Annotated in this window: 13 protein-coding genes; 5 read left to right on the plus strand and 8 right to left on the minus strand. The window is 36.2% G+C overall.

Annotation, left to right across the window (positions count from 1 at the left end; translation table 11 throughout):
- Positions 1-27: 27 nt before the first annotated feature.
- Positions 28-1,128: an SLC13 family permease gene (locus tag HFC68_RS01255; RefSeq protein ID WP_041526963.1), complete on the plus strand. Its 1,101-nt coding sequence runs from the start codon at positions 28-30 to the stop codon at positions 1,126-1,128.
- Between the two features lie 39 nt (positions 1,129-1,167).
- On the opposite strand, the gene HFC68_RS01260 is transcribed toward HFC68_RS01255, so the two are convergent.
- Complete coding sequence (locus HFC68_RS01260) at positions 1,168-1,776, minus strand: hypothetical protein (RefSeq protein WP_011673335.1); 609 nt, start codon at positions 1,774-1,776, stop codon at positions 1,168-1,170.
- A gap of 226 nt (positions 1,777-2,002) precedes the next feature.
- Between HFC68_RS01260 and lepA the strand changes: the two genes are divergently transcribed.
- Together lepA and HFC68_RS01275 are read left to right on the plus strand one after the other, a co-directional pair.
- Entirely contained in the window at positions 2,003-3,844 is a 1,842-nt protein-coding gene (gene lepA, locus HFC68_RS01265) for a translation elongation factor 4 (RefSeq protein WP_167399576.1), read from the plus strand.
- Between the two features lie 2,358 nt (positions 3,845-6,202).
- A complete protein-coding gene (locus HFC68_RS01275) occupies positions 6,203-7,003 on the plus strand; it encodes a manganese catalase family protein (protein WP_002833633.1) in 801 nt (266 codons plus the stop codon).
- Positions 7,004-7,173: 170 nt separating this feature from the next.
- Here HFC68_RS01275 and HFC68_RS01280 read toward each other — a convergent pair whose 3' ends face one another.
- The 5 genes from HFC68_RS01280 to HFC68_RS01300 all read right to left on the minus strand — a co-directional run bounded on the left by HFC68_RS01280 (position 7,174) and on the right by HFC68_RS01300 (position 9,720).
- Positions 7,174-7,422 (minus strand): GlsB/YeaQ/YmgE family stress response membrane protein, encoded by a 249-nt coding sequence (locus tag HFC68_RS01280; RefSeq protein WP_002833632.1) that lies wholly within the window; start codon positions 7,420-7,422, stop codon positions 7,174-7,176.
- A 191-nt stretch (positions 7,423-7,613) separates the two neighbouring features.
- Complete coding sequence (locus tag HFC68_RS01285; RefSeq protein ID WP_002833631.1) at positions 7,614-8,135, minus strand: DUF4373 domain-containing protein; 522 nt, start codon at positions 8,133-8,135, stop codon at positions 7,614-7,616.
- A 123-nt stretch (positions 8,136-8,258) separates the two neighbouring features.
- Complete coding sequence (locus tag HFC68_RS01290) at positions 8,259-8,999, minus strand: 3-oxoacyl-ACP reductase (RefSeq protein WP_011673331.1); 741 nt, start codon at positions 8,997-8,999, stop codon at positions 8,259-8,261.
- A complete protein-coding gene (locus tag HFC68_RS01295; protein WP_011673330.1) occupies positions 9,000-9,221 on the minus strand; it encodes a DUF2829 domain-containing protein in 222 nt (73 codons plus the stop codon).
- 16 nt (positions 9,222-9,237) lie between these two features.
- The gene (locus HFC68_RS01300; protein ID WP_011673329.1) at positions 9,238-9,720 is read right to left on the minus strand and encodes a QueT transporter family protein; all 483 of its coding nucleotides are present in this window, start codon (positions 9,718-9,720) and stop codon (positions 9,238-9,240) included.
- A 236-nt stretch (positions 9,721-9,956) separates the two neighbouring features.
- Here HFC68_RS01300 and HFC68_RS01305 point away from each other — a divergent pair, with 236 nt between their 5' ends.
- Both HFC68_RS01305 and HFC68_RS01310 read left to right on the plus strand, forming a co-directional pair.
- Positions 9,957-10,427, plus strand: a complete 471-nt coding sequence (locus HFC68_RS01305) for a TspO/MBR family protein (protein WP_011673327.1) — start codon at positions 9,957-9,959, stop codon at positions 10,425-10,427.
- 128 nt (positions 10,428-10,555) lie between these two features.
- Complete coding sequence (locus HFC68_RS01310; RefSeq protein WP_002833626.1) at positions 10,556-10,783, plus strand: DUF378 domain-containing protein; 228 nt, start codon at positions 10,556-10,558, stop codon at positions 10,781-10,783.
- 105 nt (positions 10,784-10,888) lie between these two features.
- Here the strand turns inward: HFC68_RS01310 and dnaJ are convergent, their stop codons facing one another.
- Together dnaJ and dnaK are read right to left on the minus strand one after the other, a co-directional pair.
- Positions 10,889-12,013, minus strand: coding sequence for a molecular chaperone DnaJ (gene dnaJ, locus HFC68_RS01315; RefSeq protein ID WP_002833625.1), 1,125 nt, complete (start codon positions 12,011-12,013; stop codon positions 10,889-10,891).
- A gap of 96 nt (positions 12,014-12,109) precedes the next feature.
- Positions 12,110-13,969, minus strand: coding sequence for a molecular chaperone DnaK (gene dnaK, locus HFC68_RS01320; protein ID WP_011673326.1), 1,860 nt, complete (start codon positions 13,967-13,969; stop codon positions 12,110-12,112).
- Positions 13,970-13,982 lie beyond the last annotated feature (13 nt).

Here is a 13,982-nt window from a genome sequence, read left to right on the forward strand (position 1 = left end):
AAATTACATTACCTCGATGAACTGGAGTTGGACATTATTATAAATAAACTTGTGCATGACAAAATCATGTGGATTGCCTTGGGCGTATTTTTAGTTAGTTGTCTGCTAAGCCCTTTACAGTTAGGTGACATTAATTGGAAAACCATTTTTGCTCTATTTGCTTTAATGGTGGTGGTTAAATGCTATGAAGAACTCCATTTATTAAGTTTTGCCGCTAGTGTATTAATTCAAAAAGCCACCAACACTCGCCAAATTGTAGGGATGTTGGTTTTACTATCTTTTTTCAGTGCCATGTTGTTAACCAACGATGTCGCGATTATTACCTTACTACCACTTTTATTTATTATCAGCGAAAAAGCACACCTAAAATTGGTTATCCCTACTATTTTAATTACCATGGCAGCTAATTTAGGAAGTATGTTGACTCCTATGGGTAATCCGCAAAATCTCTTTATTCTAAACTACTATCATTTGAGCATTATCCAGATGTTGACAATGGCTCTAGCAATCAGTTTAACCAGTCTTTTATTTTTAGCTAGTTGCTTGCTTTTAGTCCCTAAAACCCCACTTCATGGTGTGACTATTAACGTTCCTGCAATTAATCTTAAACAAACCATCATTGCTGGGTTGGTTACCGTGATCGTCTTGTTAGGAGTCTTCTCCATCTTGCCTCTTGAGGTTATGCTCATTAGTGCAATTGGTTTAGGACTGTTAATTAATCATAACGTGTTCGATAAAGTAGATTATGGCTTATTAATCACCTTCCTGTTCTTTTTTATGGCAGCGGGTAATCTAAGCCGCTATCCGATTCTTACACAGACCCTGCATCAATTACTACAATCCAGTACTTCAATCTATCTTAGTTCAATTTTTAGTAGTCAAATTATTAGTAACGTACCTGCCACCATTCTCCTTTCCAAGTTCACTAATGACGTTTATCCTCTCTTTTTGGGCGTTAATATTGGTGGATTAGGAACTCTAGTGGCTTCACTAGCTAATTTGTTAGCCTACAAACAATTCCGTATTCGTCACTCAGAGCCTTTCATGTTACGTTTTTCAATTTTAAATTTGGTCGGTTTGGTACTTTTAGGCCTAGTCGGTCGGGTATTAATTGTCTTTTTTGGATAAATAAAAAACCTCAAAATTTATAAATTTTGAGGTTTTATTTTACTTTTTTTGATGTCTACCAATGCTAGTTGGACGTTTTTGACGTCGTTTTTTCCAAATAAAATAGCCGCCAACTAGTAGAATCAAAACTACTAAGAAAGTCATCATTCCACCATGGCTATTTCGATATTCAATATCTGAACCACTATTTGAATCAGATTTAATTGTAGTAATAATCCGACTTTTTTTAGCTTTATGAACTTTTTCTTCCGAACTGCTCTTACTGCTGCTCGATGAAGAATCTTCTTCGTCCGTGTCATCACTATCATCGCTATTATAATTATCATAAGAATTAGTTGCTCTATTAGGTTTAACGTAGTAATAATAAGTACTTTGCTTACTACTTACTCGTGAACTAGCCTTAGATGTACTATCAGATTTGGCACTAGACTCGCTATTAGTTTGCGAACTCGCTTTATCATGGTTGCTATTAGTTGACACTGATGAACTAGCTTGGTGACTCGCCGAGGTGCTTGTATTAGAATTGGTGGCTCCACTATTATTCGGTTTAGTTGATGTTGAAGAATTATTAGTTACTGGTTTAGAACTACTAGTTACTGGTGCAGAACTTGACTGCGTATCAACTGCCGGCTGATTTTTTTCAGGCATGACCTTACTCCCCCGCTGTAACTTAAAAATTAAATTTCTGAAAAATTCATATTACTATTTTAGCATATTTATAATCCGAGAAACCTCAACCGGTACTATATTTTATAGTTCGGTTAACAAAAAAATGAATTGATATATTTTTACAATATTTTTTAGCTTAGTTTAACCTTTAAGGTTTGGTCTGATATAATTTAATACAGTGACTACTTATGAAAAGGAAATTATTATGAACGAATATAAAGATTTACAAGATCGTCAAGCCCACATTCGAAACTTCTCAATTGTGGCCCATATAGATCATGGAAAATCCACGTTAGCCGACCGAATTCTTGAACTAACAGAAACGGTTGCTAAGCGCGATATGCAAAATCAATTACTGGATACCATGGATCTTGAACGTGAACGTGGAATTACTATCAAATTAAATGCTGTTGAATTACACTATACAGCAAATGATGGTGAAAAATATATTTTCCATTTAATCGATACCCCAGGACACGTAGACTTCTCCTATGAAGTATCTCGTAGCTTGGCCGCCTGTGAAGGCGCCGTCTTAGTGGTCGATGCAGCTCAAGGAGTGGAAGCACAAACTTTGGCTAACGTTTATCTTGCTATCGATGATGATTTGGAAATTGTACCAGTTATTAATAAAATTGACTTACCTGCTGCAGATCCTGAACGGGTTAAAAATGAAATCGAAAATGTAGTTGGCTTAGACGCCAGCGACGCCATGATGGCTAGTGCCAAACAAGGCATCGGAATTCCCGAATTACTAGAACAAATCGTTGAAAAAATCCCGGCTCCAGATGGTGACCTAGATGCTCCCTTACAGGCATTAATTTTCGACTCGAAATACGATGATTATCGTGGAGTTGTTTTGAGTGTTCGTTTATTTGAAGGGATGGTTAAACCTGGCGATAAGATTAAGTTGATGAATAGCGGTTCAGTTTACGAGGTTAACGAAGTGGGTGTTAACTCTCCTGATCCTTTGAAGCGTGACTTTTTAATGGCTGGGGATGTCGGTTACTTAACGGCCAGCATTAAGGACATCAAAGATACTCGTGTTGGTGATACAGTTACATTGGTCAAGAATCCTGCGGCGCAGCCTTTAGAAGGTTATCGTGAAATGAGTCCAATGGTTTATTCTGGTCTATATCCTACCGATAATGCTAAATATAATGACTTACGTGAAGCACTTGAAAAACTACAACTAAATGATGCCGCCTTGGAATTTGAACCTGAATCTTCGCAAGCCTTAGGTTTTGGTTTCCGTTGCGGATTCTTAGGTCTACTTCACATGGACGTGGTTCAAGAACGATTAGAACGAGAATTCAACCTCGACTTAATCACGACGGCACCATCAGTTACCTACCGCGTCGAAATGACGGATGGGTCTGAAAAGATTGTTGAAAATCCTTCTGAAATGCCTGATGCTTCTAGCATTAAAAATATTAAAGAGCCTTACGTAAATGCTAGTATTATGGTCCCTAATGAATATGTCGGTGCTGTAATGGAATTATCGCAATTCCGTCGGGGAATTTTCGATACAATGGATTACATCGATGAAAACCGAGTGAACGTTAAGTATGCCCTTCCCCTTTCAGAAATTATCTTTGATTTCTTTGATAAGTTGAAGTCTAGCACTCGTGGTTATGCTTCGCTCGATTATGAACTCGGTGAATATAAAGTTAGCGACCTGGTTAAGATTGATATCTTATTGAATGGCGAACGAGTGGATGCTTTGAGTTTCATCTCTCATCGTGACTTCGCGCAACAACGGGGTAACGAAATTACCGCTAGTCTGAAAGAAATCATCCCTCGTCGAAACTTTGAAATTCCAGTCCAAGCTGCAATTGGAAATAAAATCATTGCTCGTACCAACATTCGAGCTTATCGTAAAGATGTTACTTCCAAGATTCACACCGGTGATCCTGACCGTCGTGCTAAATTGCTGGATAAACAAAAGCGTGGTAAGAAACGAATGAAATCCGTTGGTAAAGTTGAAGTTCCTCAAGAAGCCTTCATGACCGTTTTGAAGACTGATACTGAGGGAAAAGGCGGTAAATAAGGATTATTGAGTTTGAAAAAATGCCATAAATGTTAATTTTCCTGCGAATTTCCTGCATAACTCATTTTTTAGATGTTTTCGCAGAAAATAAATATAAAACAAAAAAGCCTATCTAATCATTAATTTGACTAGATAGGCTTTTATTTTGTAATCGATTATTTTTCCTACACCTGTAGTTTAAGTGCTTTTGAATCAGCTACTATACCTTTAATAGAAACATACCTTATTTTTATACTGCTTTCGTTTACATTCTAAGGTTGTTCTTTTACTTGATGTTTTGATCACGCTCATAGTTCACACGCTTAAGTCTTATTAATTCCCCCAAAGTTTTGTTTTTCTGCTTGCAATTGCTTCTTGGTTTCAGCGGTTAAATCATTCCTCACTTGTGTCTTGTTCTTCTCACTACTCTGTTATCCTTTTCGTGCATTTTCTGTCATGATAGACCATTCTTTTTTAGTCTTGTTTGGGTTGCCTTGTAAAGTTTTAAGCCATTGACATGTTTTGAGCATAAAAAAGAGCGGTCTAACGTCGTGTTCAGGACGGTTTTAAATTATTTTTTCGTTTTAAAACTTTTATAAACTTACTCTACTATCTGTTGCCTTCATTATACATTTTCACAATTTTAAATTGACTATCCTGTTCGTAGATAACTTATTATTTTTCTATATTGTATCGCTAGTATTATGTATTTCAGAGGAGACCGAGTATGCATTATATTTAGTAGTTGTTCCTACCGTTCTTCATGATAGTTTTTTGTAGGAACAACTACTATAGAAAACTAATGTATTGAAGAGAAGCTAATGTCAGAAAATATCAAACCAAGAACTGATAATAAGCCTGCTAGAACTTTCCACGAAGTTGGGCCTCGTGGAGGTTTTGTTTCCAGAGTTCGTATATATTCGAAACTGCGATCGATTGCCACCCACTCCGAAACCTGAAAATAAATGATCGAAGTGACAACTTTAAATTACGCGGTACTCTCGAAGTTAATTCGAGGATATTTTTATTTTTCTTCTAGAAAAACAATATGTTCTTCTAAAAGAATCTATTTGTAACCAAGACTCGACATATAATTTACTATCTTCGTAATATTTATTAATGTTTAATTATCATTAGTTTCTCCTAAAACAATCATTACGTAAGTATTTGTGTATCTTAGTTTGTTTTTTGTTAAATAACCAATCAGGATTGTTCTCTCGTTGCGTATTCCCTTTACATTCCTCTTCATTTTTGTAAGCCTCTTCATTGTTGACCTAAGTACAATACGTCATCTATTACATTTTTACTTATTTCATGTATACTCTAGTTAAAGAAGGTGTTCACAATCAATTACTATAATGTTTTACTGCATACTATAATCGAGAATTCTAATACGAGACGACCTACTATTGTAGATCCTTCTAAAATTCGCCAACGCTCTAATTTAGATAATCAAACATTTGTTGAAGCTTTAGTTTCGCTTGAAAAACTTGGATATATTGAGCTATGTTACAGAAATAAAAAATTAGTCGGTATTTTTATTACTACTTTAGTTCCAATTAAATAAATTTCTTGGTAATAACCTTTTTTACTAAACATTTTTATCTTTTCTTGTATAATATCTATTTGAGAAGGTGCATCAAAAATGAATATAAATACTCCGAACGAGTTGCCTCGAGTAGATATTATCGATAGATCTAAAAATCGTTTATACGCTAGGCATGAATATTCAAACGGATTAATATTAGTTTCAGAAATAACGCCCGGTAATTTAAAAGTATCATCAAACTATAAACTTTTAAAAGAATCCGATGGTACATATAGTCCTGACTTTGATTCACCAAACTTCGATTTTTACGAATGTCCTCGTGTAATCTAAGACAATAATAATCATTTAAAACAACGTAATTGATACGTTGTTTTTTAATCTCTGACTAAATCAACTAAATCCTTTAAATATGAGTAGTAAAAATAGTTGAAGTGAATGCTAATAACTGTTACGAGTAGTCCAATATAAAGTAATACTTTTCCACTCTGGCGATTTGCAACGGTTCGATTCCGTTAGTGGAATTAAAAATTTATCTCTATAAAAATCTAATTTAAAAAAACCGATATCTGAATATATTGTAAAATTTATAAAGTCTTACTTATACCCCAAAATAGTATTTCTAATTAAATCCTTCACCGTATTTTCTAAACATTTTAAATCTTAGCTTAATACTGTCCCTCAATAATAATCGTTTAATCCCGCTAACATTATGAATATATGTTTCAAAACATATTATTATGTTTAAATAAACAATCATGATATATTTCTTCCTGTACTATGTTGTTTTATATAATGTAACTTCGTTTTTCACTTAAGAAAGAGGTGTCTTTATGTTTAAACATACAAGAAAACTGCAATACAATGCCAAACCAAATCATCCAGACCCAATCATGGCCAGACGCTTACAGGAGGCGCTTGGTGGACAATGGGGGGAAACTACAGGGATGATGTCATATCTTTCGCAAGGTTGGGCATCAACTGGTGATGAAAAATATAAAGATTTATTATTAGATACTGGTACAGAAGAGATAGCTCATGTTGAAATGATTTCAACAATGATTGGATATTTACTTGAAGAAGCACCATTTAGTGCTGAAGATTTAAAAAGAGATCCATCATTAGCAGTAACTATGGCAGGTATGGACCCAGAACACGCTCTAGTTCATGGTTTAAATGCTAGCCTAAATAATCCCAATGGCTCAGCATGGAATGCAGACTATGTAACATCAAGTGGTAATTTAGTTGCTGATATGCGATTTAATGTCGTCAGAGAATCAGAGGCTAGGTTACAAGTCAGCCGACTCTATTCTATGACTGAAGATGAAGGTATTCGTGATATGTTGAAGTTCCTGTTAGCCCGCGAAACTCAACACCAACTTCAATTTATGAAGGCACAAGAAGAACTTGAAGAGAAGTATGGAGTCATCGTGCCTGGTGATATGAAAGACATTGAACATAGTGAATTTAGTCATGTTCTGATGAATTTTTCAGATGGTGATGGTTCAAAAGCTTTTGAGGGACAAATCGCAAGAGATGGAGAAAAATTCACATATCAAGAAAATCCTGAAGCTATGAGTAGCATCCCACATATTAAACCTGCTGACCCCAAATTACACAATGATCAAGGGTAAATAATTAAAATTTTAATAAGCTAGTACCTTAAAATTTATGTCCAGGAGGAAATATAAATTTTAAGGTACTTTTTAATTTGCTCTAACAATTAATCATTCATAATTTTTATCCAAATAAAAAGGACGATTCTATTTAGAATCATCCTCAAAATATTATATAAAATAGCTAATTACTTATGTGTAGCTTTTAGAATCCAAGAAACTATAGCTACTAGAATAACAGCGCCAATAATTGATGGTATTAAAGCCATACCAGCTAATGAAGGTCCCCAAGTACCCAATAAGCTTTGTCCTAGCCAAGAACCAACCAAACCAGCAACAATATTGCCAATCCAACCAGCAGGCATGTCTTTACTTGTAAGAGCCCCGGCAATAACACCAATAATAGCACCTACAATCAATGTCCAAATAAGTCCCATCTGTTCACGCCTCCTTCCCTAACTAAGTAAAATTAATGTTATCAAAGCTAAATAATATAAACAAGTAAAAGGCCTTATGCCTTATAATTTTCATTTTATAACAATAAAAGCTGGATGTTTGTCATTTAAGTTTCTTTTTGTTACTAACGGTGTTAAAGCTGTTCAATATTTTTCTATCTCATATTAGTAATTTAAGTAAGTTTTACCATTGGAATTGGATCATTTACACAGCCGCCTTTAATTAAATTAAGGTCTTTATTACTTTGATTTAATTTATTTTTGTTTCCTTTACTTTGTGGATTAATGACAACATTAATCTCGGTCTCAATTTCATCGACTAACCAATATAGAGTGGGTCTTGGCGCTTTTCTTCTTTTAGTCGCCTCTAAATACGTGGTCTGAATACGTGAGCTTGTCAAAACCTTAGCCGAGTTGAACAGTTCCTCATCAAAGGTCCCGTAAGCAACCAAGCGGTTAACTACCTGCTCTACCAATTTACTATTAACTCCATCAATTCGATTTGCAAGGCTATTTTTAACAAGTGGTGTCCACTCCAAAAAATATCCCCTTTTATAAATCGCTGAAAAGATAAAAATCGTGGTTAAAACTCCTTTAGCTCCAAATTCTCCCATAATAGCTTCCGTTTTTTCATTTACATTAAAATCAACGTCAAATGGAAAATAATCTAAGCCCGCTTTTGTTGGTCTGGCCATTAAGGCACCTCCTATGATTAAAAAGATGTACTCATAGTTAGTAACGTTTTAAAAGCTAAAATGTAAACTAAAAATATACTTTTTAACAAAAAAACTTTCCAACTAAAGTTGAAAAGCTTTAAATTATTTTGTGATCCAGCCACCATCAACAGGAATAATTGTTCCCTGTAAGTAACTTGCCCCATTACTAGCTAAAAATGTAGCAACTCTGGCAACTTCTTCAGCTCCAGCCCAGCGTTTTATAGGCACTTCTTTAGCGACAGACTTAGCCATCTCCCCACCATTTGCAAAATCTTTTGCATTCATCGGTGTATCAATACATCCTGGAGCAATGCCATTCACTCGAATTCCTCGCTCAGCCAAATCTAGTGCTAATTGTTTAGTAAATCCAATAACGGCATGTTTTGACGTTGTGTAAGCTATACCACCACCGCCAGCAACCATTCCAGCAATTGAAGCCATATTAACAATAACGCTACCTTCAGCTAACAGCGGTAAAATCTTTTTAGTTACATTAAACATTGTTGTAACATTTGTAGCCAGAATTTTCTGCCATAAATTGATCGAAGTAGTTTCAATTGGCTGATAATCGTCAAGTACCCCAGCCGTATTTAATAAAATGTCTACTTTACTTATCTTACCAATTACCGTATCTAACTGTTTTTCATCAGTCAAATCCACTTGGTAATAACCAAAATTGGTCGTATATATTGCTTTTAGTTGTTGCATTTGATCTACATTGCAATCGAGTCCGATTACTTTTGCACCTTGACCCAAAAATTCGCGAGCTTGAGCAAGCCCAATGCCAGAATTAGCTCCTGTAAGTAAAACATACTTATTCTTTAACTCAGGATAATTAACCAATTAATCCACGACCTTCCAATCGTCTGCCAACACGTCACAAACGGTAGGTGCAAAGCTAGAATAGCCTTCGCTAGTCGTTTTAATTAACATATAGGGAGTTACGGGAACACCATTAAATTTTTGATCTTTGACTACTAAGATAAATTCTTCATCGCTATCCCACTGTTCACGAATTGCTTTACCATTATTTTTTAAAATAGGTAGTATTTTTTCAAAAGTCATTTATTCAACCTCTTTTTTATTTATATAAGTCAACTTTAGTAGAAATTAAGTAGATAAAAAACGCGCCTATTACCATTGAGGCAATTTCACCCGCAGCCAATATCCAATAAGTCGGAAACATGGGAAGATTGCTGTATAAGTGCATTTCTAAGTCTACCAGTAACATCCCCGGTAACTGGCAAATTGTCGCAATGGTAAATTTACCAATCAATGACGTAACTTTGCGTGTGCAAAAGTACGTTAGCGTTGTTCCAATTAGGGTTCCAGCCGTACCAAAAAGCATATCAATGGGCCCTAATGGACTAAATACATTCACAATCAAGACCCCTAACGTAACTGCAAAAATATAGCGTTTGTTAAACGCCGCCAAATGGTTGAACATTTCTGAAAGTCGTAGTTGGACTACGCCAAAACTGATAGGTGCTAGTGCAAGGGTAATGGCCACGTAAAGAGCCGCTATGATAGCCGTAGCGGAAATATTTCGATTAATCTTGTGCATATGTAACTCTCCTAGTTTTAGTTTGAGGCGGGAGGATATTTCGAACCACCGTGTGTGTTAGTATCAGATAAAATTTAATACCAACACCTTTAATATTAGCTTTTAGTTGAGCAAATGTCATCTTTAGTTTTATTTTTGATTTCACTACCCTAAGCAAAATATTATATTCTCTCCTCTACTTTTGGTAAGCTAACCTTAATGAGATAGGTTTCACAAAATATAAGGGAGGGATTTTTATGCAAACCAAAAGTAAATGGATTCAATTAATTATTGCGGTAGTTGGAGTAGAACTAATCGGCTCATTATCTGGATTATTAGCTGGCGACATCAAAGCCATCTATAATAGCTTTACTTTGCCACCATTCTCACCACCAGATCGTTTATTTGGTATCGTGTGGCCAATTTTATACTTAATGATTGGTATCGTTGGCTACCTAATTTTCACAGTTAGGAGTAACTACCGCAAAACAAACCTAACATTATTTATTGCCCAACTTTTCTTGAATTTTATTTGGAGTATTGTATTTTTCAACGCAAGTAGTCGTTGGACCGGACTATTAATCATTCTTGTATTAGACGTACTAGTATTCTTTTGTATCAAGGAATTTTATAAGAGTAGCAAATTGGCAGCCTACTTAATGATTCCGTATTTCCTTTGGATTTTATTTGCTACTTACCTAACCTTAGGAACAGCCATTCTTAACTAACTTTCTGTCATTGAATCATTTGGTAGTAAAATTATCAATTTACTTGTAAGCGTATTTTTAGGTATATTCAATTAACTTTGCTAGAATTAAGTTGTTCCAAAAATAAGAGACTAAAGGAGGATTCAACCATGAAAACACTAGATGTTATAGCACTTGTTCTATTGATTGTCGGTGGCTTAAACTGGTTATTAGTTGGTATTTTCCAATTTGATTTAGTAGCTACACTTTTTGGAGGCCAAGCAGCAATCATTTCTAGGATTGTATATGTTTTAGTTGGTATTAGTGCCATCTACTGTCTTAAATTTTTTGGTTTAATTAGTGCTCAACCAGAAAAGAAGAATGATAATAACTATTAAAAAAAAACGCTATAGATGGATGAGTAATCTACATACTCACCCTTATATAGCGTTTTTTTAGACTCGAAAAGTGCGTGCAAGATTTTATTCTTGCACGCACTTTTTCTAATTCATAAACTTATCAAAGAAACCACTCTTACCATGACCAGAAGGTTCTTCACCACTAGCTTTAGCAAATTGTTTCAAAGCTTCCTTTTGTCCGCTGTTAAGCTTCTTAGGTACAGTGACCTTAACTTTAACATGCTGGTCACCAGTTCCATTACCACGTAAACGTGGTGCTCCCTTACCTTTCAAACGGAAGTTAGTTCCCGTTTGGGTACCAGCTGGAACCTTTAATTTAACCTTACCATGTACGGTTGGTACTTCAATTTCGTCACCCAAAGCTGCCTGAACAAATGAAATCGTTTGGTTGTAATAAATTTCTGAACCATCTCGTTCATACATATCGCTTGGTTGAACTTGGAAAATAATGTATAAGTCCCCATAAGGACCTCCATTAAATCCAGCTTCTCCTTGGCCTTGAAGACGCATTTGTTGACCATCTTCAACCCCAGCAGGAACCGATACCTTAACTTCGTGTTGTTGAGAAGTATGACCTGTACCACCACAAGTAGGACATTTTTCTTTAATTTCCTTACCCGTACCATTACATACATCACAAGTTTGTTGGCGAACCATTCTACCAAGTGGCGTATTTTGGGTTACTTGAATCGTACCCGTACCATTACACTTATGACAAGTTACGGGAGAAGTACCTTCTTTAGCACCAGATCCACCACAAGTTTTACATAGGGCTTCACGAGAGTACTTGATGGTCGTCTTCTTACCAAAGATAGCTTCCTCAAATTTAAGGCTCATTTGGTATTGCAAATCTTCTCCCTGGCGTGGTTGATTTGGTGATTGGCGTTGTCCACCACCAAAGAATGAACCAAAGATATCTTCGAATCCACCACCAAAGTCACTAAAACCACCTTGGCCGCCAAATCCACCGCCACCAAAGCCAGCATTCGGATCAGCTGAACCAAATTGATCATATTGAGCACGTTTTTGAGAGTCACCTAAGACTTCATACGCCTCATTGACGTCTTTAAACTTCTGTTCGGCATCAGGTGCTTTATTGATATCTGGATGATACTTTTTAGAAAGCTTACGATAGGCCTTCTTAATTTCATCATCAGACGCATCCTTACTAACGCCTAGAATGTCATAATAATCTTTATTTGCAGCCATATTCATCCTCCATGATTTCTATTAGCTTATCTTAACAGATAATCATGCAAAAAGGTCAAAGTCACTGACTTTGACCTTTTTACGATTACTGGTTATTTATTTGTTATCCTTGTCCGGATCAACTTCTTCAAAATCACCATTGACTGTATTGTCATCATCAGTCTTAGCGTCACCAGCGTTGGCTTGAGCTCCATCAGCAGCTTGCCCTTGGGCTTCTTGAGCTTGTTGGTAAAGCTTTACAGATAGATCTTGAACAATCTTGCTCAAGTCATCTTTCTTAGCTTTCATTTCGTCAAGATTGTTATCTTTTTGAGCCTTTTCAAGAGCTTCTTTAGCATCTTTAGCCTTCTTGATTTCATCTTCAGAAACTTTACCTTCAAGGTCTTTCAAAGTCTTATCCGTTGTAAAGATTAATTGATCAACTTCGTTACGAAGGTCAACTTCTTCTTTACGTTTCTTGTCGGCTTCTTCGTTTTCTTTAGCTTCCTTCATCATGCGATCAATTTCTTCATCACTTAGACCCGATGAACTCTTGATTGTAATCTTTTGTTCCTTACCAGTACCCTTATCAGTTGCAGAAACGTTTACGATACCATTCTTATCAATATCAAACTTAACTTCGATTTGTGGAATTCCACGAGGAGCAGCTGGAATATCAGTAAGTTGGAAACGACCAAGTGTCTTGTTATCAGCAGCCATTGGACGTTCACCTTGAAGTACATGGATATCTACAGCTGGTTGGTTGTCAGCAGCTGTTGAGAATACTTGTGACTTACTTGTTGGGATTGTTGTATTACGATCGATTAACTTAGTGAATACACCACCCATTGTTTCAATACCAAGTGAGAGTGGAGTAACGTCAAGTAAAACAACGTCCTTAACATCACCAGTAAGCACACCACCTTGAACAGCAGCACCTAAAGCTACGGCTTCATCAGGGTTGATTGAGTGGTTAGGTTCCTTACCTGTCCAGTTCTTAACGGCTTCTTGAACGGCAGGAATACGTGTTGAACCACCATTTAAGATGACTTCGTCAATTTCAGAAGCTGAAAGTCCAGCATCTTTAAGCGCATTTTCAACTGGAGCCTTAGTACGTTCCACTAGGTCAGCAGTTAATTGATCAAATTGCGCACGTGTCAAAGTCTTTTCAAGATGTAATGGTCCGGCTTCGCCAGCTGAAATAAATGGTAGACTGATTTGAGCTTCGCTAACACCTGAAAGGTCCTTCTTAGCTTTTTCAGCGGCGTCCTTCAAACGTTGAAGAGCCATCTTATCTTGTGATAAGTCTACGCCATTGTCTTTCTTGAATTCATCAACTAACCAGTCGATGATCTTTTGATCAAAGTCGTCACCACCAAGGTGTGTATCACCGTTTGTTGAAAGAACTTGGAATACGCCATCCCCTAATTCAAGAACGGAAACATCAAAAGTACCACCACCTAAATCATAAACGAGAATCTTTTCATCCTTACCGTTTTGATCTAGTCCGTAAGCTAATGAAGATGCTGTAGGTTCGTTGATAATACGTTTAACATCCAAGCCAGCAATCTTACCAGCGTCCTTTGTAGCTTGACGTTGTGAATCATCAAAGTAAGCAGGTACTGTGATAACAGCTTTATCTACTTCTTCACCAAGGTAATCTTCAGCAAATTTCTTGATATAACTTAAAATCATTGCTGAAACTTCTTGTGGTGTATAAGACTTGCCATCAACGGTTACTTTATAGCCAGCTTCACCGATGTGACGTTTGATTGAAGCAATTGTATCAGGGTTAGTGATTGCTTGACGCTTAGCAACTTCCCCAACTTGAGTTTCACCATTCTTAAAAGCAACAACTGATGGAGTTGTACGTGCTCCTTCAGGGTTTGTGATAATTTTTGGTTTGTCACCGTCCATGACAGCAACTGCAGAGTTTGTAGTACCTAAATCAATACCAATAATTTTATTACTTGCCATTGTTTAAAATCCC

The sequence above is a fragment of the Pediococcus sp. EKM201D genome (genome assembly GCF_011800215.1).
Taxonomy (GTDB): Bacteria; Bacillota; Bacilli; order Lactobacillales; family Lactobacillaceae; genus Pediococcus; species Pediococcus pentosaceus.

Coding starts and splice junctions, on each gene's coding strand:
- HFC68_RS01260 (WP_011673335.1), bottom strand. CDS start 1,776: ATGCCTGAAAAAAATCAGCCGGCAGTTGATACGCAGTCAAGTTCTGCA.
- lepA (WP_167399576.1), top strand. CDS start 2,003: ATGAACGAATATAAAGATTTACAAGATCGTCAAGCCCACATTCGAAAC.
- HFC68_RS01275 (WP_002833633.1), top strand. CDS start 6,203: ATGTTTAAACATACAAGAAAACTGCAATACAATGCCAAACCAAATCAT.
- HFC68_RS01280 (WP_002833632.1), bottom strand. CDS start 7,422: ATGGGACTTATTTGGACATTGATTGTAGGTGCTATTATTGGTGTTATT.
- HFC68_RS01285 (WP_002833631.1), bottom strand. CDS start 8,135: ATGGCCAGACCAACAAAAGCGGGCTTAGATTATTTTCCATTTGACGTT.
- HFC68_RS01295 (WP_011673330.1), bottom strand. CDS start 9,221: ATGACTTTTGAAAAAATACTACCTATTTTAAAAAATAATGGTAAAGCA.
- HFC68_RS01300 (WP_011673329.1), bottom strand. CDS start 9,720: ATGCACAAGATTAATCGAAATATTTCCGCTACGGCTATCATAGCGGCT.
- HFC68_RS01305 (WP_011673327.1), top strand. CDS start 9,957: ATGCAAACCAAAAGTAAATGGATTCAATTAATTATTGCGGTAGTTGGA.
- HFC68_RS01310 (WP_002833626.1), top strand. CDS start 10,556: ATGAAAACACTAGATGTTATAGCACTTGTTCTATTGATTGTCGGTGGC.
- dnaJ (WP_002833625.1), bottom strand. CDS start 12,013: ATGGCTGCAAATAAAGATTATTATGACATTCTAGGCGTTAGTAAGGAT.
- dnaK (WP_011673326.1), bottom strand. CDS start 13,969: ATGGCAAGTAATAAAATTATTGGTATTGATTTAGGTACTACAAACTCT.